Here is a 23025-nt window from a genome sequence, read left to right on the forward strand (position 1 = left end):
TGTCCCCTAAAAAACATATAGAACTATTTCATCATTTGTGATTCTTTAGAGTTTAGAGTTTACTGTTTTTTAAATTTGAATGCAATGGCTGTTGTAAAGGTAAGTTTGATGGATGCATTACGCGAACACTTCGGGTTCGATTCCTTTAAGGGAAATCAGGAGATCATTATTAAAAGCATCCTATCCGGAAAAGATACTTTTGTTATCATGCCAACCGGCGGTGGTAAATCCCTTTGTTACCAGTTACCCGCACTGATGAGCCCCGGTTGTGCCTTAATTGTTTCTCCGCTCATTGCTTTGATGAAAAACCAGGTAGACCTGGTTCGCGGATACAGCAGCAAGGATAACGTAGCACACTTCCTCAACTCTACCCTTTCCAAAGCGCAGATCAAAAAAGTAAAAACAGATCTGCAAACAGGGAAAACCAAACTGCTTTACGTAGCACCGGAAACATTAACCAAACAGGAAAACCTGGACTTCTTCCGCGAACTGGAAATATCCTTCATCGCGGTGGATGAAGCACACTGTATTTCTGAATGGGGACACGACTTCCGGCCCGAATACCGCCGCCTGAAGGAGATGATTGAGCAGATCAGCGACAAACTGCCCATCATTGCCCTGACAGCGACTGCTACCCCCAAGGTACAAAGCGACATCGTAAAAAACCTGGGATTAAATAATCCCAACATATATATCTCTTCCTTTAACCGTCCAAACCTGTACTACGAAATCAGGCCCAAACGCAAGAAGGATCAGACCATCAAGGATATTGTAAAGTTTATTCACCAGCATAAGGGGAAAAGCGGCATTATCTATACCCTCAACCGTAAAACCACAGAGGAACTGGCTGATATGCTCAGCGCCAACAACATCAAGGCGGTAGCTTACCATGCCGGCCTGGACCCCACTACCAGGGCTCAGCGCCAGGATATGTTCCTCCACGAAGATACCGAGGTAATTGTTGCCACGATCGCCTTCGGAATGGGTATTGACAAACCCGATGTACGCTTCGTCATACACTACAATATCCCTAAAAGCCTGGAAAACTATTACCAGGAAACAGGACGCGCCGGACGCGATGGCCTGGAAGGACACTGCGTATGCTTCTACTCCCACAAGGATGTACAGAAGCTGGAACACCTCATGCGCGACAAACCATTGAGCGAACGCGAGATGGGCGCCCAGCTCATTAACGAAACCGTTGCCTATGCGGAAAGCGCCGTGTGCCGCAGAAAAGTGATCCTGCACTATTTCGGAGAAAAATATGAAACGGAAAGCTGCGGCCAGTGCGACAACTGCCGCAACCCGAAAGAAAAAATAGAAGTGAAAAACCGCGTGGTGATTGTGCTGAAAGCCATCCGTGCGCTGGAAGAACGCTTCGGTTCAGACTATGTCGTAAACGTTATCACCGGTAAAACCAGTCCGCAGATATCTACCTATCGTCACGATCAGCTCGACGTATTCGGTGAAGGAAAGGACTTCGATGAACACTTCTGGAATTCCCTCATGCGCCAGATGATGCTGGAAGGACTGATAGAAAAGGATATTGAAGAATACGGCCTGCTCAAGGTGACAGACAAAGGCAGGAAATTCCTCAAGAAACCTTACTCCATCATGGTGGCGCTGAATCACCAGTTTGATGAAGAAGGCCACGATGAAGATGAGGAAGCTACCGCAGAAGCCCTGGCTTCCGCAGATCCCGCGCTGTTTGAAATGCTGAAGGAACTGCGTAAGAAAGTAGCCAAGGAAAAAAACCTGCCTCCTTTCGTTATCTTCCTGGAAACATCCCTGGAAGATATGGCTACACAATATCCTACCACCGTACAGGAACTGGAAAAAATCCAGGGGGTGAGCAAAGGCAAGGCAATCCGCTATGGTAAACAGTTTGTGGATGTTATCTCCAAATACGTGGAAGAAAATAACATCACCAAACCGGACGACTTCGTGATGAAGAGCGTGGTGAATAAAAGCGGTATGAAAGTTTTCATTATCCAGAATATCGATAAAAAGATTCCGCTCGAAACCATTGCCAAAAGCAAGGAACTCAGCATCTCCGAACTGCTGGATGAAATGGAAACCATCGTTGCCAGCGGCACCAAACTGAACCTGGACTATTGCCTGGATGAAGAACTGGACGATTATGCCCAGGACGAAATCATGGAATATTTCAAGGGCTGCGAAACCTCCAGCCTGGCGCTTGCCCGGGAAGAGCTCATCGAAAACGATTACTCCCTGGAGCAGCTGAAACTGATGCGTATTAAGTTCCTGGTGGTGTATGGCAACTAGGATATTATTCTGAAGAACAACGAAACCGTGCTATTATGAGCATTCAAAGAATACAGGAAACCATTGCAGATACAAGACAACAGGTAGTATCACATCCGCTCTATGCTTCCCTTGAAACCCTCGACGATATCCGGGTATTTATGCAGTACCATGTATATGCGGTATGGGATTTTATGTCGCTGCTGAAAGGGCTGCAGCAACAGCTGACCTGCGTAAATGTACCCTGGGTACCTACCGGCAGCGCTGCTACCCGCTATCTCATCAATGAAATTGTAACCGGAGAAGAAAGCGATGTGGATATGAATGGCAACCGATGCAGCCATTTCGAACTATACGAGCAGGCGATGCAGCAGGCAGGGGCCAACACCAGCGCCATACAGGCCGTTATTTCGGCTGCCGCCGCCGGTACACCCGTACATGCCATCCTGGAACAAACAACGCTTCCTGAGGCTGTAAAAGGCTTTCTCGGCTTTACCTTCGACGTTATTGCCACCGGCAAGGCACATGTTATGGCCGCCGTATTTACATTCGGCCGCGAAGATCTTATCCCCGATATGTTCTATGCACTGGTGAAAGACCTGGATCAGAAATTCCCCGGAAAGCTGACCACCTTTATCTATTACCTGGAAAGACACATAGAAGTAGACGGCGATCATCATAGTCAGCTGGCCATGCAAATGGTACAGGAACTCTGCGGTAACGACAGCAATAAATGGGAGGAAGCAGCTCAATATGCCCGCCAGTCACTGGTTTGGAGACGTCAACTATGGAGCGGCATCCTGTCTGAAAAAGTTATCTGAAAAAAAATTTCAACAAAAATTTTGTAAATATAAATTTTGTCTTACTTTTGCAATCCCTTCACGAGAGGGACACACACAAAAGAAGATGGTGGGATAGCTCAGTTGGTAGAGCAAAGGACTGAAAATCCTTGTGTCGCCGGTTCGATCCCGGCTCCTACCACACAAAAGGGAACATTACTGTAAAAAGTATTGTTCCCTTTTTCTTTTTCCCACATCTGCTTTCTTCTCCCCATTTCTTCCTTTCTCCTGTTATATCATCAGCTGCAGGCATATTAACTTTCTGGTGACTAGATAGCATCATTGCTGATACCTCCTGCCTTATTACTGTACTTTACTATTTTTGTTATATGCTCTATTCCTATATAAATCCCCGCCCCGGGACCCATACAAACTTTCCCTGTCTGATAGGTTTATTATTGTTACTGCTGCTGCCTGCCGCCACACTGCAAGCCCAGCATACAGGGAAACCCAGCTACCAGCTGCTATGGCGCATTGATGCTCCCGGCAGCACCACTCCTTCCTACCTGTTCGGCACCATGCACATGACCGACCGCAGAGTATTTGAATTCAGTGATTCTGTCCTCATCGCACTGCGGAATACTTCTTCCTTTGCCATGGAAGTAGATATGGATTCTATCATGTCCTATATGTTCTCACCACATGGCCCCATGCTGGATACAGTAAACCATATGCGCCGCCTCCTGAACAAGGATGAATACCGTTATGTGGACAGCCTTATCATTGAAAAAACAGGCGCCCCCATCGAAAAACTCTATGTAAAACGACTGTGGTTCATTGAAAAGCTACTGCTCGATGAAGAACAGGCGCTTAAAAATGCTAACCCCGACCAGAAAACAGAACATACATTTCTCGATGGATGGCTGCATCAGAAAGCCACCATTCTGGAAAAGCCGGTACATAGCCTGGAAAGGATGCAGAATCAGCTGCACTTTATGAGCGCTGATGTGTCTGATGTACAGAAAGATGTATTCCTCTGGAACATCGGCTACACGGAAGCCGGAAACAGCCATGCAAAGGAAAAATCTGAGCGGTTCAATACACGGGTAACACTCCTCGATTCGCTCGTTAACATCTATCACACTGCCAATCTGCAGAAAATAGGTGACGTGGTCAACTCCTGGGGCGAAAGTACGGAAGGCCCCGGCCTCCTGCAACGCAACCTTGAAATGACGGACAACCTCACCACCCTGATCAGCAAGGGATCCGTTTTCGCAGCTGTAGGCGTTGCACACTTACCCGGAGAAAAAGGTATACTCTCCCTGCTCCGCTCAAAAGGATTTACAGTTACCGCTGTGAAAGCTGACTTTACCGGTGTGGCCAGACGCGAACGCCAGCGGCTGGACAGCGTGAAAGGTTATCCGCTGAACAAAATAGCTGAAGGATACAGCGTCATGCTGCCCGGTACACCAATAGCCTACCAGCTGCCAAACATTAACCGTAAAATGTATATCGGCAACGCCAGCAAGGAAACCGGCTTCGCTCTGGCAATGGATATAGCTTTGCTGGGATCAGATAAAACAGGCCTCGTGAATATGATGCTCACCAATATGGCCCGCCAGAGCAACGGAGTACTGAAAAAATCCTATCCTGTCTCCTACCGCAACCTGCCAGGTACGGAAGCAGTGATGATGAACGGACAAATACCATTCTATGTCCGCATATTCATCCTCAACAACCGGGCTTTTATGTTTATGCATGCCTCTGAAGAAAAAGACAGCACCGCCAGGATTAACTTCTTCAGATCGGTACGCTTTTATGATATTGTAAGACCGGCTACTGTTTATACTACCCTGCCTAACCCGCAGCTGGGGTTCTCTGCGCTCCTGCCATCTACCTATAATCATGTTAATACAGGCAGCAATAAACAAGCACGCCCCGAAGAAATATTTACAGCCCTTGATAACGCCAATAGCATTTCCTACGTAATACGGGTAGAAAAAATGCAAAGCGGCTACTATAATACAAATGATAAAAAAATACTGGAAGATCTCCGCAATAACCTCCTTGAACAGGATAGCAGCATTGTACAGATAGATTCCACCGTCACGGAACAACATGGCCTGCCGGTATATAACCTGGTTTTCAAGCATCCTACCGGCTTCATTTCCCGCCTCAGTTTTATTCCCCGCGGTAACATTGCCTACTGCCTGCTTTGTATTTATAACGGTACAAGCACCGATAGCAGCTACTGGAAACGCTTCCGCGAGGAATTCCAGATACTGCCGCTGGCAGCCAAAGCGCCGGTAGTGCCTTTCATGGCGGCAGACAGCAGCTTTTCCATAGCAGGCCCGGCACTATTTACCGGAGGACCTCTCGGAGAACAAAATACAACATCGCCGGTACAGGTAGATTACTACACCTCCATGGACAGCGCTTCTCATTCCATGTACATAGTAGAAGTAGATAAATACAGCCCGTATTTCCACAATGACCCTGACAGCATTCTGCAATCATATCTGTTTCCGGCAGACACCAATTTCATTGTTGCCGATAACCGTAAATCCGTCTGGGAAAGCCAGCCGGCCTATGAAACAGTACTGAAAGGAAACAGCAACGGTTTACGCTGGTACAGGAAGGCCATCGTAGCCGGACATACTGTTTACCGCCTCTCTGTTATTCAGCCGGAGGAACTGGTCAGCAAAGGTTTTGTCCAACAATTCTTCAGCTCCTTTCACGCCGGTAACAAACAAAAAAATGATACGCGCCGCTTACAGCAGAAGAAACTAAACCTGCTTTTAACTGACCTGCAAAGCACCGATACCACCGTATTCAATAGCGCCTGCAGGTATCTGACTCATTTCAGCCCCGACAGCACAGACAGGAATGCCATTATTCAGGTGCTGTCACGTCCGTTCCCGGCAGACAAGCAGCACGAAGCCGGCATCAAACTACTGTCATCCCTGGAAAACCTCCCCGGTGATGATGTTGTTCATGCAGCAGAAATCATCTTTACTGATACAAAAGATACAGAACAGCGGAAAAAAATATTACAGCTGCTCACACGCGGACTGGCATCAGATTCTGCTATCCGCACATTTATAAGACTGGCGCCCGTTCTGCCGGAAAGTAATACCAGTACACAAAGCATTATCTCTCATTCATTTAAAGTCAACAAACTATATAAACAGTACTTACCTGCTATGATTAATGTGGCAAAACAATCCGGGAGCTTCCTGCAGGCACTTGTTACTGCTACCTGGAATGATTCCTTATGGATGGCTCCGCAGGCAGATCAATATGAAACGGCTCTGCTGATACCCGCTATCACAAAGCAGTTTGAAGACCTGCTGAAAACCCAGCGGAAAAAAATACCGGAGGATGAACAATGGAGATGGCAGCGAAAAGTATATGTTACCGGACATATACTTGCATTACCGGGAACACCGGCCGGCGCCACATCATTATTCCGGGAACTGCTGAAAGATACCATTACAGAACTACGCGGGCTTGGCGTACGCGGCTTGATCAATCATGATATTATGGTGGATGATAAAATTATCAACGGCATTCTGAATGACTACGTAAACGCCTATCCGTTTATCGATGCGGTAAAAAGCGATCATCAGCTGCCACATATCCGGCACCTGCTTTCACAGGAAGTAGTAGCACGGGGATACATCGGTAATTACCTCAGTGATGATTACAATGTAACTGCACTTGAACACGTGACCCAGGTAAAAGTACAGGACGGAAAGCAACCGGCTGAATGGCTCTATCTGTATCGCTTTCAGGTTGATGACAACCCCGAATGGGAATATGAGTTAGTAGGTCCTTTTTCAGCAGATACGTCAACGCTGAATTTTGAACCGGAGTTACTGCACTCCATCAGTGATGCCACTGTTATCAGAGATAAGAAAAAACTTACTGCAGAAGCAGGCAAAGCATATCATGATTACCTGGAAGAATTAAAATAATCAGGAATGCTAACTAAAAGGAAGACACTGATATCGTGTCTTCCTTTTTTATTTCTGCACTAAGTGAAATTTCACCCGGAAGTATGCAGCAACAATTACCATTATAACTTATTGATATCTTTGCTATGAAAACCATTCTGGTACTAATTGTAATAAACCTGTTTACTTTAAAAACAACAGCTCAGCATAAAATGCGGTCCGTAGAAGAACTCATCAATAATACAGATCCCGGATGGATCTATGTACAGGAATGGATCAGAGAGGCCACCAATAAGGTAGCAGTTTTGCCGGTTGATTTCATGAGAGCAAGAGATGCCCTGTATAAAACCCAGGTGACAACGCGCTCCCCGATGGGAGCTGTTGTTTATATGTCCGGCGGTATTCTGATCGATGACGGATGGATAAGAATCCTTGGCTCCGGGAGTAACAGGTTACCCCGCACCTTGCCTGACTGGAACTATGGAAAATCCATTCAAAAATGGGGTGATGTCCCATCGTTCCTGTTAATCGCAGATGATGCTATCGGAGGCTACTATCTGCTGAATGGCGGCGGACTTGGTGCTGATGCCGGAAAGGTCTATTATTTTGCGCCCGGCAATCTGGAATATGAGCCGCTGGATATTACCTACACGGAGTTTCTGCTGTTTTGTTTCAATGGAGATCTGGAAGAATTTTATCAGGAAGAAAGATGGATGCATTGGAGGGAAGATGTGGCTGCCTTATCAGGCGATGAAGTTTTCAGTTTCTATCCGTTTCTATGGTCCAGGGAAGGTAAAGATATTAACAGCTGTTCCCGGAAAGCTGTACCTGTTCAGGAGCAATATGATATGCACATGAGTATGCGCCGTACAATCCTGCCCGGTAAATGATATTTCCCGGCAGACAATAATTCCCATACAGCAACTGTGACCAGCTGCCGTATGGGAATAACTTTATGAAACATTAAACTGTCAAGGATAGATTGATCCTATGAAAGTCTTGTCTGTAGCAGATAACACGGTATTCCATCCAACTGAAAATCCGTTGGTGGTAAAGCTGGGATCAATCGGATACTGCATGATGGAAGCCGGATCATATGAGCTGTAAGTAGTAGTTGATGCACTGTACTTATAGAACACATTGTAATCCACATCCTGCTGGCTCCAGCCGAATTGCGCATAGTAGGCATATACAACGGGTTTATTCCATTGTATATTCGCTGCCGGACTGGATTGTTCATGCGCCAGCCCGATGGCGTGTCCGAATTCATGCGTTACGGTTCTGCTGAATTCCGTATCATCCGTATTGGCGTCAAACCAGCCAAAATGCACGGTTTCACCGGAAACACCCAGTGCGTCTGTTCCAATATATGACCAGGAAGTCTGGTCATTACTGAATTTTACTTTGAGATCTGCAGCCTGGTTGTCATTTACAAAACTAAAGGTGATGTTGGCGTAATTCTCCCAGACTTTGGCATATGTTTTTACCTTGTTCCGGAGAAATGTAGAGCCATTCAGAAATTTAACACGGATAACTTTTCCGTTGGCCCACAGTGATGCATTAACAGCAACACCTTCTGTGGAAACGCGTTTTCCCGGGTCAGATTTGTCAATACATACTCTAACGGCAGACTTTGACTGCTCTTGCTGCGGGGTAGCCGTGTTTTCTGATTTTTTACAACTTGTTACGGCGGCCACCATTAGCGACAGAAGAAAGAATAAGGGCTTTCTTTTCATAATTTGCTCATTTTTAAGATGGGTTAAGATTCTGGTTACGGGTCTCGACGGGTTATAATATGGCCATATTACATCTTCTAATTTAAGGAAAATAATAATAGCAACCATCGGTTTTTCATATCAAAAAAATCTTCCTGTAGCTAATCAGCAGTGCTGTTATACGCTGGCAGTCAGTGCCGCTAATAATGTACTGCCATGCTGAAAATAATTTTTACCTTTTAGGGTGATATTCCTCTCTTTTCCGACACTACTATTAAAACGCGGTATATGTTTATAACAGATGATCCTTCTTTTGATGCCTTGTACCGGGATACATTGCCCAAAGTAGCCAGGATGGTCCGGCAGATGGGCGGGGACCTGCAGACTGCCAAAGACCTGTTTCATGATGCAGTTATCATCTACCTGGAAAAAAAACAGAATAATACGTTGAAGATAGCTGTAACTGCACAGGCATATATCATGGGTATTGCAAAAATACTCTGTATCAGGAAGCTGAAAGCTGATCAGCGGGAAACAGACCTGGATACCCTAAACCCGGCATTTGCCGTACCGGATGATTACTATACTCCGCCACCTGTGCGCAGGCCGGTATTGGAATATCTGAAAACAGCCGGCAGCAAATGTTTACAGCTGTTACAGGCATTCTACTATGATAAAAAAACGATGCAGGATATTGCAGCGTCATTTCATTACAAAACTCCGCATACAGCCGCTGTACAGAAGTACAAGTGCCTGGAAAAAGTAAGGGAACAAATAAAACAGACCCGTTATGAGGACAACCTTGTGTGAAATACAGGCAATAGAACAATACCTGGACAATACGCTTCCTGTAACTGAACATCTGCTGTTTCAGGCCAGAACACTTGCTGCTCCTGAGCTGGCGGAAAAAGTAAATGCACAGGAAAAAGTGCTGCAACTTGTGCGCTGGTTTTCCAGGAAAAAGAAAAAAGAAAAACTCGATCAGCTTTTTAATCAGCTGATGCAGGAAGAATCCTTTCATCATTCCATCACCACCATATTTACCTGACCATGGCTTTTCTTATTCCCACAGTAGTGGATGGCGACGGACGCAATGCCTTCGACATCTACAGCCTTTTGCTCAAAGAGCGCATCATATTCCTGGGCACTGCAATTGATGACCAGGTAGCCAATCTTATTGTGGCGCAGCTGCTGTATCTGGACAGTCAGAGTCACCAGCCCATCAGTATGTATATCAACAGCCCCGGAGGCGTTATCTACGCCGGCATGGCGATATATGACACCATGAAAATGCTGCGCTCTCCTGTATCTACGATGGCAGTGGGCTTCACCGGCAGCATGAGTACCATCATTCTGTCTTCCGGCGCCAGCGGCCAGCGCTTTGCCCTTCCGCATGCTACCATACATATGCATCCTGCAGGTGGTGGCGCCAAAGGATACACGGAAGATGTACGTATTGCCTACCGCGAACAGGAACGCCTGGAAAGCCAGATATTTCACCTCTTGGCCAAAAATGCCGGCAGACCCGTTTCCGACATCGCTGCCGCCTTTGAAAACGATCATTTCCTGAATGCGGTGGAAGCCAGATCCTTCGGCCTGGTAGATGAAGTACTGGGCAGTACCGATGACCTCATTGCCCTGGAATTCGCACAGCTGAAAATTGCCACTATGAGCAGCCTCCCAGCACTTCGTTAATCACTTCCGCCAGCTCTTCCTGACGCTGTTCAAAACGGACACCCGACTGCGTTACCAGTTTCTCAAATACATGTACCGTCCCCCTGCTCACCAGGGATTTTAACGCCTGCAGATCCCCGTCGCTGATCAACTGCTTGTCAGACCAGCTGCTGCGCAGCACCAGATAATGCATAGTGTAACCTGAAGCATTCAGGTACCTGATCATCTCTCCCGCATCATGCAAACCATTATCCAGCACCAGACTGAGCATAATAATGCCTGATGCGGAAGATGCTGCATGATACTGCATAACACGACTGATAAAGGAACACATCACTGATGTGCGCTTCCGCCGGTTAGTCATGTTAATAACAACAAAATCGCCGTTTAATACTGATGAGGTGATGGGTTCCTTCAGCGGAAAAAAGTGCTTTCTGGCAAACAATTCCTGCAATACCCTCTTCTTTCCTGAACGTGGATAACCAACAATCACAAACAATTTTCTCGGGTTAAAAAACATGTTTCAAAAGAATAAAATTTTTCTCACAAGAATGTTAATTACTTCTTAACAGAAGAATTTTCCGTTTAGTTTTTGCTCAGATGCATTTTTACCTCAAAAAAAAGCACTCCCGTTAAATTAGTACCAGCATAGCATCCTGATATTTGTATTTTGTACGCTTATTCAAAAGCGCATTATGAAAAAAATACTGGGTATATGCCTGCTGTTGCTGTCTCACTGGGCATTTGCACAAACTCAGCTGATACGGATCACCACCCGTAATACCAGCCTTTTATACAGCGTCAATGCTCAGGGCAGATTAATACAACGATATTTCGGGCAAACCGTTACTGCAGACAGCCTGGCGAAATCATCACAGGAAGCATACCTCACCGCCGGTATGGAAAGTCTGCTGGAACCGGCAATCCGCATAGTGCATCATGACGGCAATCCGTCACTGGAACTGAAATATCAGTCCCATAATGCTTCCCGCGAAAATAATACCACCCACACCGTTATATCCCTCAAAGATCCCGTGTATCCGGTAAGCGTTACCCTCCATTTTGAGAGTTTTTATGAAGAAGATGTTATCAGGTCCTGGACAGAAATAACACACACCGAAAAATCGCCGGTGCTGCTTACCGCATATGCCTCCTCCATGCTGCATTTCAACGCCGGAAAGTACTGGCTGACGCAGTTTCACGGCGATTGGGCCAAAGAAGCTGCCATGGTGGAAGAATCGCTCACACCCGGTATTAAAACACTGGAAAGCAAACTGGGCGTACGCGCCAATATGTACCAGTCACCCATGTTCCTCCTGTCGCTCAATAATGCAGCCCAGGAAAACACCGGCGAAACCATTGCCGGTACCCTCGCCTGGACCGGTAACTTTAAATTTGATTTTCAGGTAGATGAAAAGCGCGCACTTCATGTAAGCGCCGGTATGAATCCTTATGCTGCCGACTATACGCTGAAACCAGGAGAAGTATTTACCACACCCGCTTTCATCTTTACATATTCATCCAAAGGAAAAGGGCAGACCAGCCGCAACCTTCAGCACTGGGCTGTTAATTATGGTGTTCTTGATGGCCGCACGCCACGCCTTACCTTACTGAATAACTGGGAAGCCACCGATATGCACTTTGATGAACAGAAACTCACCAGCCTGTTCGGCGGGGCCGCCAGGTTAGGAGTTGACTTATTCCTCCTCGATGATGGCTGGTTTGCCAATAAGTTTCCCAGGAACAGCGACAACGCCGGGCTTGGCGATTGGGAACCCAACCGGGAAAAACTCCCGCACGGCTTAGGCCACCTGGTGAAAGAAGCCGGGAAACAGGGCGTTAAATTCGGCATATGGCTGGAACCTGAAATGGTGAATCCTAAAAGTGAACTGTACGCCAGGCATCCCGACTGGATCATGAAACTTCCCAACCGGGATGAACACTACTACAGAAACCAGCTGGTGCTGGATCTGATCAATCCCGCCGTGCAGGATTTTGTGTACGGTATCGTTGACAAAACACTATCCGAAAACCCAGGTATTGCATATATCAAATGGGATTGCAACCGCATGCTCACCAACACCTATTCTCCTTACCTGAAAGAGAAGCAGTCGCATCTCTTTATCGCTTATACCCGTAGCTTATACAAGGTAATGGAACGCGTAAGAACCAGGTACCCGCACCTGCCCATTATGCTTTGCTCGGGTGGTGGCGGCCGCACTGATTACGGGGCACTGAAATACTTTACAGAATTCTGGCCCAGTGATAATACAGATCCGGTTGACAGAATTTACATCCAATACGGTTATTCCCATTTCTTTCCGTCCAATACCATGGCGGCTCATGTCACCAATATGGGAAAGCAATCACTGAAGTTTCGCACAGATGTTGCCATGATGGGCAAGCTGGGATATGATATCAAAGTAGATGATTTTACACCACAGGAATTACAGTTTAGCCGCGATGCCGTAACTACGTATAACCGTATACGTGATATTATATGGTATGGAGATCTTTGCAGGCTTGTTTCTCCCTATGAAGCTCCCCGTGCGGTGTTTCAGTATACCAGTCCTGATAAAAGGCAGGCAGTGGTGTTCCACTATCTTATGAATACCCGCAGAACCGATGTATTCAATGTTGTTAAACTACAGGGACTTGACCCTCAAAGAAATTACCGTATAAAAGAAATCAGCCTGTTTCCCGGTACGTCATCATCATTCAGTAACCAGGTATACACCGGTGATTACCTGATGACGGCAGGTATCAGTCTCACCCCCGGCCGGGTAAAACCTTTAACAAGCAATATACTGGAGATAACGGCTGAATAAAATTTACCTATTCACTGCCGGATAAATAATTCCGGCAGTGAATAGGTAATCAATTTTCGTATATTCGTTTTAGTTAGTCTATTCTCTCCTGTTTTTTTATTTCCTTTCTAGTATCCTGCAGACAACCAATTGCGAACAGCAATAAAAATAATATCCTCTGAGTTTTGTTATCTTCAGTAACAGAAAACAGCTGATATGCTTCCTTTTTCCAATATGCCCTATGGCCCCGCTCCTGCCTGGTGTTTCCCGTTAACAGAAGCCTGTATGTACATCATAACGGCCATATGCGTATGGCATGCATACAGAAAAGGGATCGGGCATATATCCTGGCTGCTGGGCGGCCTGTGTTTCGGGCTATTGCTGGAATACATCAATGTATACACCAGCAGTGGTTATTTTTATGGCCGGTTCACCATCATGCTGGGAACGGCGCCACGCAACATACCGTTCTGTATTGGCTGCGGATGGGCTGTAATCATATATTCGTCAAGGTTATTTTCCGACCGGTTAGGCTTACCACTATGGGCGGCCGCTGCACTGGATAGCCTGCTGGCGCTCAATATTGATCTCAGTATGGATGTTGTGGCTTACCGGTTACATATGTGGCATTGGGACTGGGTCAGCCGCGGCCTTCCGGGAAGCGCTTTGAGTGGTCAGTGGTTTGGCGTGCCGTATGGCAATTTCTATGGCTGGTTATTGGTAGTATTCTTCTACTCACTGTTTGGCAGGCTGCTGGAAAGGATCTCCGGCAAAGCAGCCTGGAAAGCTGTATTTCCGCTGCTATCGGTTTTACTTTCCCAGATAGCGCTGTACATTTCCCTCTTCCCTCTCGCCGCCCTGTTAAAATCCTTATGGGGCATCACCAGTTTGCACCGGCTGATTTTTATACTACTGATGCTGATGGGGTTTGTCTGCGCAGGTTTCCGCAGGCGGCAGCCCGTGGCAGCTGCACCATGGCCGCTGGCAGCCTGGATAGTACCAGTATGGTTCCACGTGTATTTTTTATGTTGGCTGTTTTTAGGCGGATTTTCGGGAGAAAATAATCTCATGACCACTGCCGCTGTGCTGAATGCCACTATCGGCCTGCTGATACACCTCCCCCAGCTATTCAGAAAACCCGGCATAACTTTTTTAACAGACAGGCGTTAAGTATTTTACAGGAAATTTTAAACTTTACACCGGGGTGCATACGCTCATCAATTATCTTACGGGAACAGACCTCCACATTTATATCAAGGCCGGCAGCCTGATACTGATTATCCTTACTTTTCTGGGTGTGGTAGGTACCATCCTGCTGGAAAACCGTAATCCGGTAAAAGCGATAGCTTACATATTGCTGCTTGTTTTTGTTCCCATTGTGGGGTTGATCGTCTACTATTACCTTGGCCGGGATCTTCGGAAAAAGCGGCGTTTTACGCTTAAAGGCAGCAAGGATGAAATACTGTTCGCCAAGTACTGGCAGTCACAACGCCATGAGATGGAGCAGTTGCAGCTTGAGTTGCGGCAGCACGCAGGGAGTAAACAGGAACTATCCGCTATGCTGCTGAATACCCGTCAGTCTATTCTCACCAAAAACAATGAAGTAAAACTGCTGATTAACGGAGAAGAAAAATTTCCCGAAGTTATGGCAGCATTACGCGCGGCACAACACCATATCCATATTGAATACTACATGTTAAGCGCAGATGATGTGGGAAATGAAGTGGCTGAAATTCTTAAGGAGAAACTCAATCAGGGCGTGCAGGTGCGTTTCGTATATGATGCCATGGGAAGTGACAGGATCCGTAAAATTCCCCGGATGCTGAAGGAGAACGGCGCCCGCGTTTATACCTTTTCGCCGGTAAGAGTGGATTTTTACCTGAATGCTAACTACCGCAATCACAGGAAGATTATTGTCATTGACGGAAAGGTGGGTTTTGTAGGCGGCATTAACCTGGATGACCGCTACATCAATAACGGGAAACATCGGTTATACTGGCGGGATACGCACCTGAAAATTATGGGCGATGCCGTCAATCTTTTACAGTTACAGTTTCTCATGAGTTACCGGTATTGCAGCAAGGAGGTTTTTCCTTTTGAAGCGCCTTATTTTCTCCGGAATGTACCGTTCACAGGGGCGTGTTATACAGACATTGTTGCCAGCGGGCCGGATTCAGACTGGCCCATGGCTATGCAATGTATACTGATGGCTATTAACGTTGCCAGACACCGGATCAGGATTACCAATCCGTATTTTATTCCGACGGAAGAATTACTGACAGCGCTGCAGATAGCTGCTCAGGCAGGCAAGGATGTACAGCTGCTGCTTCCCCTGAAGGGAGATTCCTTTATAGTGCAGCATGCCGCATTATCTTACATGAAACCGTTGCTGGCTGCTGGTGTGAAAGTATTTTTCTACACGCGTGGGTTTATTCATGCCAAAACAATGGTAATAGATGATAACCTGGCCTGGGTCAGCTCTGTAAATTTTGATAACCGCAGCTTTTTTCTCAATTGCGAAATCGGTGCATTGGTATATGACAAAGAAGTAGCTGCGCGGCTGAACCGCGCATTTGATGAAGATCTGCTGTATTCGCTGCCGGTGCAGGAAACCAGGTGGAATAAGCGGAATGTGGCCAAGCGGTTCATGGATTCTGTCTGCCGCCTGCTGACGCCTTTATTATAGATCAGTATTTTTCTTCGTCTTCGTCCAGGAATTCACCATTGTCTTCTTCCAGATCTTCGTGCCTGTCACCACCAATACTGTACAGGTTGTTTTCTTCATCTTCCTCTCCTATTGCTTCTTCCTCATCGTCGAGCTCAGCGCCGGGTACATCAAGGTCATCGCCGGTTTTATCCTGGCGCCAGGTTTCTTCCTGTTCATCACTTTTACGCGGGCTTTTCTTTTTAGCAGGCGGCAATTCGCTATTATGGCGGAAGGAGCCGGTTACCTCATCCATGTCAATATCCACTTCGTTATTCCTGTTTCCTTTACTCATGATATCATCGCCGGCAGGATATTCGGGGTATCCCGGAAATTCTTTTTCTTCTTCCTGCTTTTTGCCGGGTTTATTTTTTTTATCAGCCATAGCATTCATTTTTATAGGAATGAAAATAGAAAATGCCATGCCATACGTATGCATGGCAATAGATAACAATGGGGCGCCGGGGATTGTTCTTACGGCGTGGCTGCTTTAAGGTTTTCTGCCGGTGAGGGTAACTTGTACAGATACTCCGGCAGAGAATAATCTGATGTGTCCATAACCTACCCCATGGAGTGGAATTTTTGCATAAGGTTGCACTCCCAGCAGTATACGGTGAGACACGGGGCGTTGATACAGGAGGCCGGCATTGAGAATACTAAGGTAGTGCTGGTTTTCATTTTCGTAATTTTTCTCTGCCTGCGGGCCGTATTTGTAGGTAAACCGGTATTTTTCGCGGAGCATCAGGTAATTGGACAGGCCGGCGGTGGCACTGAATCTGTTTTTACCTGCCTGCAGGAAAGTATAGTTGATGTTGAGTGGTATATCTATCACATCACAATCTGCATTTATTCTTATCAGCGTTCCGGAGGGATAGGTATTACCGTTCCAGCGGTCGTAATCTTTCGGAGGGGCGGTATATATTTTTTTACTGTAGATGATTCCGCTGGTGACAAAGAGTTTTTTGTTGAAATAATAATGCAGCAGTATGCCTGCGTTAAAACCGATGTTACCGTATTTAAAGGAAGGCGCCACGCTGAGGTCCGGTCCCAATGTAAGACCTATGTACCAGTTTTTTCTTTTAGGTTCCGCCGCTTTTGCTGCAGCAGTATCCTTTTCGCTGAATGCAGCCTGATAGATGGCTGGTGGCTGTTCATTTATTTTCGTATAGCCGTTAACGTTGTTTATATCTGCTGCCGTTTCTATTTTCGTATAGTCGTTATAGTTATCTTCCATCATACGCACCTTTTCCAGGCTTTCTATTCCAATGAAGGCTGTTCCGGTAGTAATACCACCTGGTTCCTGCGCTTTTGTCTCTTTCTTCTTCACCTCTGCCGGGACAGGTAACGTAAATTTGTGTTTTTTACCTGTTACCAATACTTCTTCCTTGTGCGCGGGTAAAGAATCGGCTGATGTTCCACGTGGAACATCCTGCAGATTTTCATGCACGGTGCCCTGCAATGCGACAACCTGGGAGGTTCCTGCCCCCTGCCGTTGTTGTACCGGAGTATCCTGTTTGATTATTGGCTGACTGGAAGATGAGTAAGAAGACGGAGTCGTATTTTGCTGTAAAAGCCACCAGGTCAGGCCGGCAGTTAATACCAGGATAGCTGCTGCAGCCCATCTCCACCAGATAATGACCGGCTTGCGCTCCTCGTCTTTATCCAGCAGCGATTCCATCTTCTTCCAGGCATCCTGGTCAAAGGGATAATCAGCTTCACTCAGCTTCTTACGGATACTATCTTCAAATTCTTCACTCATTATTATTAACTGAATAATTTACGGCTACATCGGTTGTTCCACGGGTAGCCGCAGCATGCATAATTTTCTCCTGCAGTATTTTTTTTGCTTTAAACAGATTGGATTTCGATGTTCCTGCAGAAATTCCCAACATCGCGGCTATTTCATGGTGCTGAAAACCTTCCATTACATAGAGATTAAAAACGGTACGATAGGCCGGAGATAAAGTTTGAACAAGTTTTAAAATTTCATCGTAGGAAAGTTTGTCTACAATTTTATCATCTGTACCCAGGTCATACACCTGATCAACATCATCGGTAAAGGCCAGTTTCTTTTTACTTCTCAGATAATCAATAGCAGTGTTCACCATAATTTTTCCCAGCCATGTTTTGAAAGACCGGCTCTTGTCGAAAGACGCTATGTGCTGGAAAATTTTCAGAAAGCCGTCGTTCATAATTTCAATGGCTTCATTCCTACCCGGAGCATATCGCATGCATATACTTAAAGCATACCCGAAAAATTTACGGTATAACAATTCCTGACTGTTGCGTTCCTTTTTGCAACAGCCGTTAATCAATTCATTAATTTGGTTCAGGTCTTCCACAAATAATTTCTTACCTGTCTGTATCTAAAAACATTCTAACACACACTTTCACTGGAAAAAATTTTTTCATTTACATAAATAGGTAATTAAGGTAATATAGATACGAAGCTGGTTAAGAAAGGGTTGCCTTTACTGAAAAACTATACCGTCGTTCAAAAACGCCCTTTTTAGCCCCATACAGCCAGCTAGTGGCTTTTTGAATAGTTGGTATTGCTCAGGCCCCGATCTTTGAAATTTACCCCATTTCCAGAGGTCGATTTTTCGGAATTTTATCAAATTTTGATGCTTTTCTACCTGTTTTAAACTTTCAGTCCATCAAAAATAAAAAGGCGGTCTGAGAAATTCAGACCGCCTTTTCAGAATGACTTTTTATTTTTATCGCCCCATGTACACCATCAGAATCTGTACATCGCTGGGATTCACTCCGCTGATTCTGCTGGCTTGTCCAAGTGTATGCGGACGAATTTTATTAAATTTCTGTTTCGCCTCACTCGACAGCGAAACCAGTTTCGAATAATCAAAGTTATCCGGGATGATGAGATCTTCCAACTGGCTCATTTTCTTTACCAGTTCATTTTCCTTTTCAATATACACATCGTACTTGATCTGGATTTCCGCCTGCTCTAACGCTTCTTTACTGAAGGCGGCCAGTGCCTGTTCTATTTTGGGCACGTTGGCTTTCATAGAGAAAATATCCAGGTTAGGGCGTAACAAAATCTGGTGCGCCTTCTGTTTTTGTGAAAGCGGAGCAGAAGATTTCTCTGTCAGTAAACCACCAATTTCTTCCGGTTCTATAGATAATTCCTTTAGAATGGATTTAATCTGAGCAACCTGTTCCTTTTTTTGTTGTACCCGCTGCATTCTTTCTTCAGATGCAAGTCCTACCTGGTAACTCTTCTCTGTCAGACGCAGATCTGCGTTATCCTGGCGAAGCAGGGTCCGGAACTCTGCCCTGGAAGTGAACATACGGTAGGGTTCTTCAGTCCCCTTGTTGATAAGATCGTCAATTAACACGCCTATATAGGCTTCACTTCTTTTCAGGATAAACGGATCCTGCTCTTTTGCCTTCAGGTGAGCGTTCATACCCGCCATGAGTCCCTGGCAGGCAGCTTCTTCATATCCTGTGGTACCATTAATCTGTCCGGCAAAAAAGAGGTTCTGCACATGTTTGGTTTCGAGCGAAAACTGCAGCTGGGTAGGTGGAAAGAAATCATACTCAATTGCGTATCCAGGTCTGAACATCCGGCAGTTTTCAAAACCAGGCACGAGGCGTAATGCTTTCATCTGCACATCTTCAGGCAATGAAGTAGAGAAGCCATTTACATAGATCTCTACCGTATCCCAACCTTCCGGTTCTACAAATAACTGATGCCGCTCTCTTTCTGCGAAGCGGTTAATTTTATCTTCAATGCTTGGGCAGTAACGAGGACCAGTTCCCTGGATGCGTCCCTGGAACATGGGGGATCTGTCAAAACCCGTACGTAACATTTCATGTACTGCTTCGCTGGTGTAGGTAATCCAGCAGCTTCGTTGCTGCGCTGGTTTTATTCTCTCTACATCCAGGTAGGAAAACCCTACTATTTCATCGTCTCCCTTTTGTTCTTCCATCCTGGAATAATCCAGGCTACGGCCGTCGATTCGGGGAGGAGTTCCCGTTTTCAGACGATCACTTTCAAAACCCAGGGAAACCAGCTGTTCAGTGATACCGGTGGCTGCCTTCTCCGCAACGCGGCCACCGCCAAATTGCTTATCCCCTATGTGGATCACTCCATTCAGGAAAGTTCCGTTGGTAAGTACTACTGCCTTAGCCTTAATCTCATGACCAAGCCCGGTAATAACACCATAACAACGCCCATCTTTCACGAGCAGCCCTTTTACCATGTCCTGGTAAAAGTCCACATTGGGTGTTTTCTCCAGGGCTTCTCTCCATTTAGCGGCAAACAGCATCCTGTCATTCTGGGTACGGGGGCTCCACATGGCTGGCCCTTTAGAACGGTTCAGCATCCTGAATTGGATCATGGACTGGTCCGTTACAATACCGGAGTACCCACCCAATGCATCTATTTCTCTCACGATCTGCCCTTTGGCAATGCCCCCCATGGCAGGGTTACAACTCATCTGAGCGATGGTTTGCATATTCATGGTCACCAATAAAACTTTGGAGCCCATATTGGCTGCAGCAGCTGCCGCTTCACAGCCAGCATGTCCTGCACCTACAACAATTATATCGTACGTTGGAAACATAATAATAAAAAGAAAGTGCAAAATTACGGAGAAGAAGGCACATTGTGGAGATAAACTCGAATGTTCCACGTGGAACATTTTTTATTATATCCTGGCATAAAAAAGAGGCATGTTCCACGTGGAACATACCTCGCCGGAAATGGTTAATTTGGACAAAAGCCTATTTCTTGAGTGTGCAATTTTTGGGAGTCAAACAGGATGCCCGGTATTTTCAATAAATAGGAAACTCTTTATGTATGATGTAATGTTTAATAATCCGTTTCAGTATTAAACTCCATTCCCTGGAAAAAGTACCAATACAATAGGAAAAACTCCAGCTGCATTTATCCAGAGGTAATCTTGAAATTATATACACAAAAACAAGCTAAAGAGTACCCCTTTCCCCATAAAATAAAAAGAGGATGTTCCACGTGGAACATCCTCTTTTTATTTTAAAAACATTTTCCTTTTGTTCCACGTGGAACATTACACAAAATATCTTTTTAAACACTCGTCTTCCTTCTTCCGCATTAACTCATTCTCTGTTTTACTTTTATCCTTATATCCGCATAAATGCAACGCCCCATGAAAAATGACCCGGTGCAATTCCTGATTTACTGATACCTGGAATTTTTCAGCATTTTCCAACACTCTGTCAATGCTGATATATATTTCCCCTTCCGTAATGGCCGGATCTTCTCCCATTTCAAAAGTTACAATGTCCGTATAGGTATCGTGCTGCAGGAACTGTTTATTTATTTCCAGCAAATACGCATCCGAACAAAAAATGTAATGCAGACTTTCAAGCCCCTGCCCTTCCCGTTCAAACAGGTTCGTTAAAAAAGTTTTTAACTTCCTTCTTTCCTTTAAGCTCACTTTTACTTCGTGTGCCGTAAACTGAATCGCCATTTTATGATGAAATTATTAAGTGCTTGTAAAAGTAAAGTGAAATTTCGGAATGGATACAGGTTTCTTTTTGCATATTCCCCCTGCACACCTACCTTTGTCTTATTCGTTGGAGCTATTCCAAGTGTGCGGAAACAAAGTTTAAACAGATTAATTCGCAGATAATGAAAAAAGGCATGATGAAATTATCCTCCCTGGCCACAGGTAAAAGTGCGATAATTATAGAATTCGAAAAAGACGATCTTCACATTAAACTGATGGAAATGGGATGTGTACCTGGCGAAACAGTGAAAATTGAAAAAATTGCTCCTCTCGGAGATCCGATTTCAATCATGGTTGCAGGCTATAACCTGTCCTTGAGAAAAACTGAAGCAGATCATATTTGGGTAGAGGAAATATAGTTTCCTCTACTTTTATCTCCTCTTTGTTAACCTTCCCTCCCTTTCCTTTCCACACTCACATTTAAAAAACAAGAAAATCAAAAAAAAATTTTTGATTTTTCACTCATTCCTGGATTTTCCACCAATTCTCCGTTCAAAAAAAAATTTTGTTGAAAAAGCGCAGAAAAAAATTTTTTTTTACTTTTTGAGGGGATGATTTCCACAATTTTCAACCTTATTTCTTGATTTTTTACTGAGAAATCAATTTTTTGTTGAAAAATACTGTTTCAAAAAAAATTTCTCTGCACTTTTCAAACTTACGATTCGTTTTTTCCACATTCTTTCATCTCAACACTCGATTTTTCAAAAAAAAATTGATTTTTTCAAGCATTTATACACATTTTCAGATTTTTCTTGCTGATTTTTGGCCTGAGGCTTGATTTTTTCAGAAAAAAGAATGCTTTATCCACAAAAGGGCCGAAGATTTACTGATTTTCTATTTAAAAAAATTTTTTAGCCAAATCAGTCTTCCTTATCCACATTTCCAGATTACAAACAAGCCTTCTCCACATAAATCACCCAGTTTCTCTCCGGCCTCACAAGAAATATGCAATTCTCAGCGTAATAAGTATCCAATGAGAATCACATAGAATAAAAAAAAAGACACATATCCGTTTGAGGAATTTATATGCAATTCTCAGCGGCTTGCTATGCCGCTGAGAATTTCGCCAAATCAGAATATCAGCCCGACTTTATAAATCAGAAAAAATAAGCCATTCTCAGCGCACTAGTAATGCGCTGAGAATCCTGCCTCATACTCCTTTAGCGGATTCACAGTGAAAGTGAAAATTTTACGCTATTCTCAGCGCACTACCAGCCGCCTGAGAATGTATCCCATTTCTGCTATCCATCATTTATAAAGTTTTCGGAGAAATATGCGATTCTCAGCACACTGGGAAGGCCCTGACAATTGAATCAATATTGAAAGTCCGGGGATACCCCGATACACGTGCAAATCTCAGCTCACTATGAGCCTGCTGAGAATTAAATGAAAAATAAAACCTTGGGGTAACCCCACGAAAATTGTACATATTCAATTCTCAGAGCACTCAAAAAAATCACTAAGGTGAGCCCTTATAACCCGCCTGTGCCCGGCAAAATGACTTCACTGACAGCAACCCGCAAAGAAAATACCTGCTGATAAATGGGATATAACGTCGATATGTGAAAAAGTCTGTAAAAAATGAATGCCGTGAGAATCGAACGGAAATTGA

At 45.0% G+C, this 23025-nt stretch carries 18 protein-coding genes and 1 tRNA gene; 12 read left to right on the forward strand and 7 right to left on the reverse strand.

Annotation, left to right across the window (positions count from 1 at the left end; genetic code table 11):
• Nucleotides 1-84 precede the first annotated feature (84 nt).
• The 5 genes from recQ (at nucleotide 85) to GWG06_RS06275 (ending at nucleotide 7890) form a co-directional block, all read left to right on the forward strand.
• Nucleotides 85-2286, forward strand: a complete 2202-nt coding sequence (gene recQ / locus GWG06_RS06255) for a DNA helicase RecQ (protein WP_160712059.1) — start codon at nucleotides 85-87, stop codon at nucleotides 2284-2286.
• A gap of 35 nt (nucleotides 2287-2321) precedes the next feature.
• Entirely contained in the window at nucleotides 2322-3086 is a 765-nt protein-coding gene (locus tag GWG06_RS06260) for a DUF3050 domain-containing protein (RefSeq protein ID WP_160712061.1), read from the forward strand.
• Nucleotides 3087-3173: 87 nt separating this feature from the next.
• A tRNA-Phe gene (locus tag GWG06_RS06265) sits at nucleotides 3174-3246 on the forward strand.
• 187 nt (nucleotides 3247-3433) lie between these two features.
• On the forward strand, nucleotides 3434-7021 hold the full coding sequence (locus GWG06_RS06270; RefSeq protein WP_160712063.1) for a TraB/GumN family protein: 3588 nt from the start codon (nucleotides 3434-3436) through the stop codon (nucleotides 7019-7021).
• A gap of 191 nt (nucleotides 7022-7212) precedes the next feature.
• Nucleotides 7213-7890 carry a DUF2625 domain-containing protein gene (locus tag GWG06_RS06275; RefSeq protein ID WP_160712065.1) on the forward strand — a complete coding sequence of 226 codons (678 nt, stop codon included), beginning with the start codon at nucleotides 7213-7215 and terminating at the stop codon, nucleotides 7888-7890.
• A gap of 81 nt (nucleotides 7891-7971) precedes the next feature.
• On the opposite strand, the gene GWG06_RS06280 is transcribed toward GWG06_RS06275, so the two are convergent.
• Nucleotides 7972-8736 carry a M12 family metallopeptidase gene (locus GWG06_RS06280; protein ID WP_160712067.1) on the reverse strand — a complete coding sequence of 255 codons (765 nt, stop codon included), beginning with the start codon at nucleotides 8734-8736 and terminating at the stop codon, nucleotides 7972-7974.
• Nucleotides 8737-9003: 267 nt separating this feature from the next.
• On the opposite strand from GWG06_RS06280, the gene GWG06_RS06285 reads away from it, so the two are divergent.
• Genes GWG06_RS06285 through GWG06_RS06295 form a run of 3 tightly spaced genes read left to right on the forward strand, consistent with a single transcriptional unit; the run spans nucleotide 9004 to nucleotide 10410 of the window.
• Nucleotides 9004-9525, forward strand: a complete 522-nt coding sequence (locus tag GWG06_RS06285; protein ID WP_160712069.1) for an RNA polymerase sigma factor — start codon at nucleotides 9004-9006, stop codon at nucleotides 9523-9525.
• On the forward strand, nucleotides 9506-9763 hold the full coding sequence (locus GWG06_RS06290; RefSeq protein ID WP_160712071.1) for a hypothetical protein: 258 nt from the start codon (nucleotides 9506-9508) through the stop codon (nucleotides 9761-9763). Before GWG06_RS06285 ends, GWG06_RS06290 begins: the two co-directional genes overlap by 20 nt.
• A gap of 2 nt (nucleotides 9764-9765) precedes the next feature.
• Complete coding sequence (locus GWG06_RS06295) at nucleotides 9766-10410, forward strand: ClpP family protease (protein WP_127044146.1); 645 nt, start codon at nucleotides 9766-9768, stop codon at nucleotides 10408-10410.
• Here GWG06_RS06295 and GWG06_RS30545 read toward each other — a convergent pair.
• On the reverse strand, nucleotides 10382-10888 hold the full coding sequence (locus GWG06_RS30545) for a hypothetical protein (RefSeq protein ID WP_235938174.1): 507 nt from the start codon (nucleotides 10886-10888) through the stop codon (nucleotides 10382-10384). The genes GWG06_RS06295 and GWG06_RS30545 overlap by 29 nt on opposite strands.
• 196 nt (nucleotides 10889-11084) lie before the next feature.
• On the opposite strand from GWG06_RS30545, the gene GWG06_RS06305 reads away from it, so the two are divergent.
• From GWG06_RS06305 to cls, 3 genes are all read left to right on the forward strand, one after another.
• On the forward strand, nucleotides 11085-13217 hold the full coding sequence (locus GWG06_RS06305) for an alpha-galactosidase (protein WP_160712073.1): 2133 nt from the start codon (nucleotides 11085-11087) through the stop codon (nucleotides 13215-13217).
• 195 nt (nucleotides 13218-13412) lie between these two features.
• On the forward strand, nucleotides 13413-14366 hold the full coding sequence (locus tag GWG06_RS06310) for a carotenoid biosynthesis protein (protein WP_160712075.1): 954 nt from the start codon (nucleotides 13413-13415) through the stop codon (nucleotides 14364-14366).
• Between the two features lie 34 nt (nucleotides 14367-14400).
• Nucleotides 14401-15882 carry a cardiolipin synthase gene (gene cls, locus GWG06_RS06315; RefSeq protein ID WP_160712077.1) on the forward strand — a complete coding sequence of 494 codons (1482 nt, stop codon included), beginning with the start codon at nucleotides 14401-14403 and terminating at the stop codon, nucleotides 15880-15882.
• Nucleotide 15883: 1 nt separating this feature from the next.
• Here cls and GWG06_RS06320 read toward each other — a convergent pair whose 3' ends face one another.
• The 5 genes from GWG06_RS06320 to ybeY all read right to left on the reverse strand — a co-directional run bounded on the left by GWG06_RS06320 (nucleotide 15884) and on the right by ybeY (nucleotide 21374).
• Entirely contained in the window at nucleotides 15884-16285 is a 402-nt protein-coding gene (locus tag GWG06_RS06320; protein WP_202182966.1) for a hypothetical protein, read from the reverse strand.
• 105 nt (nucleotides 16286-16390) lie between these two features.
• Nucleotides 16391-17659, reverse strand: coding sequence for a porin family protein (locus GWG06_RS06325; protein WP_160712079.1), 1269 nt, complete (start codon nucleotides 17657-17659; stop codon nucleotides 16391-16393).
• A complete protein-coding gene (locus GWG06_RS06330; protein WP_160712081.1) occupies nucleotides 17652-18242 on the reverse strand; it encodes an RNA polymerase sigma factor in 591 nt (196 codons plus the stop codon). Before GWG06_RS06330 ends, GWG06_RS06325 begins: the two co-directional genes overlap by 8 nt.
• 375 nt (nucleotides 18243-18617) lie before the next feature.
• Complete coding sequence (mnmG, locus tag GWG06_RS06335; protein ID WP_160712083.1) at nucleotides 18618-20486, reverse strand: tRNA uridine-5-carboxymethylaminomethyl(34) synthesis enzyme MnmG; 1869 nt, start codon at nucleotides 20484-20486, stop codon at nucleotides 18618-18620.
• Nucleotides 20487-20951: 465 nt separating this feature from the next.
• Nucleotides 20952-21374 (reverse strand): rRNA maturation RNase YbeY, encoded by a 423-nt coding sequence (ybeY, locus tag GWG06_RS06340; RefSeq protein ID WP_160712085.1) that lies wholly within the window; start codon nucleotides 21372-21374, stop codon nucleotides 20952-20954.
• A gap of 161 nt (nucleotides 21375-21535) precedes the next feature.
• Here ybeY and GWG06_RS06345 point away from each other — a divergent pair, with 161 nt between their 5' ends.
• Nucleotides 21536-21772: a FeoA family protein gene (locus GWG06_RS06345; protein WP_160712087.1), complete on the forward strand. Its 237-nt coding sequence runs from the start codon at nucleotides 21536-21538 to the stop codon at nucleotides 21770-21772.
• Nucleotides 21773-23025: the final 1253 nt, after the last annotated feature.

Source organism: Chitinophaga solisilvae (assembly GCF_009928525.1).
GTDB classification, from domain to species: Bacteria; Bacteroidota; Bacteroidia; order Chitinophagales; family Chitinophagaceae; genus Chitinophaga; species Chitinophaga solisilvae.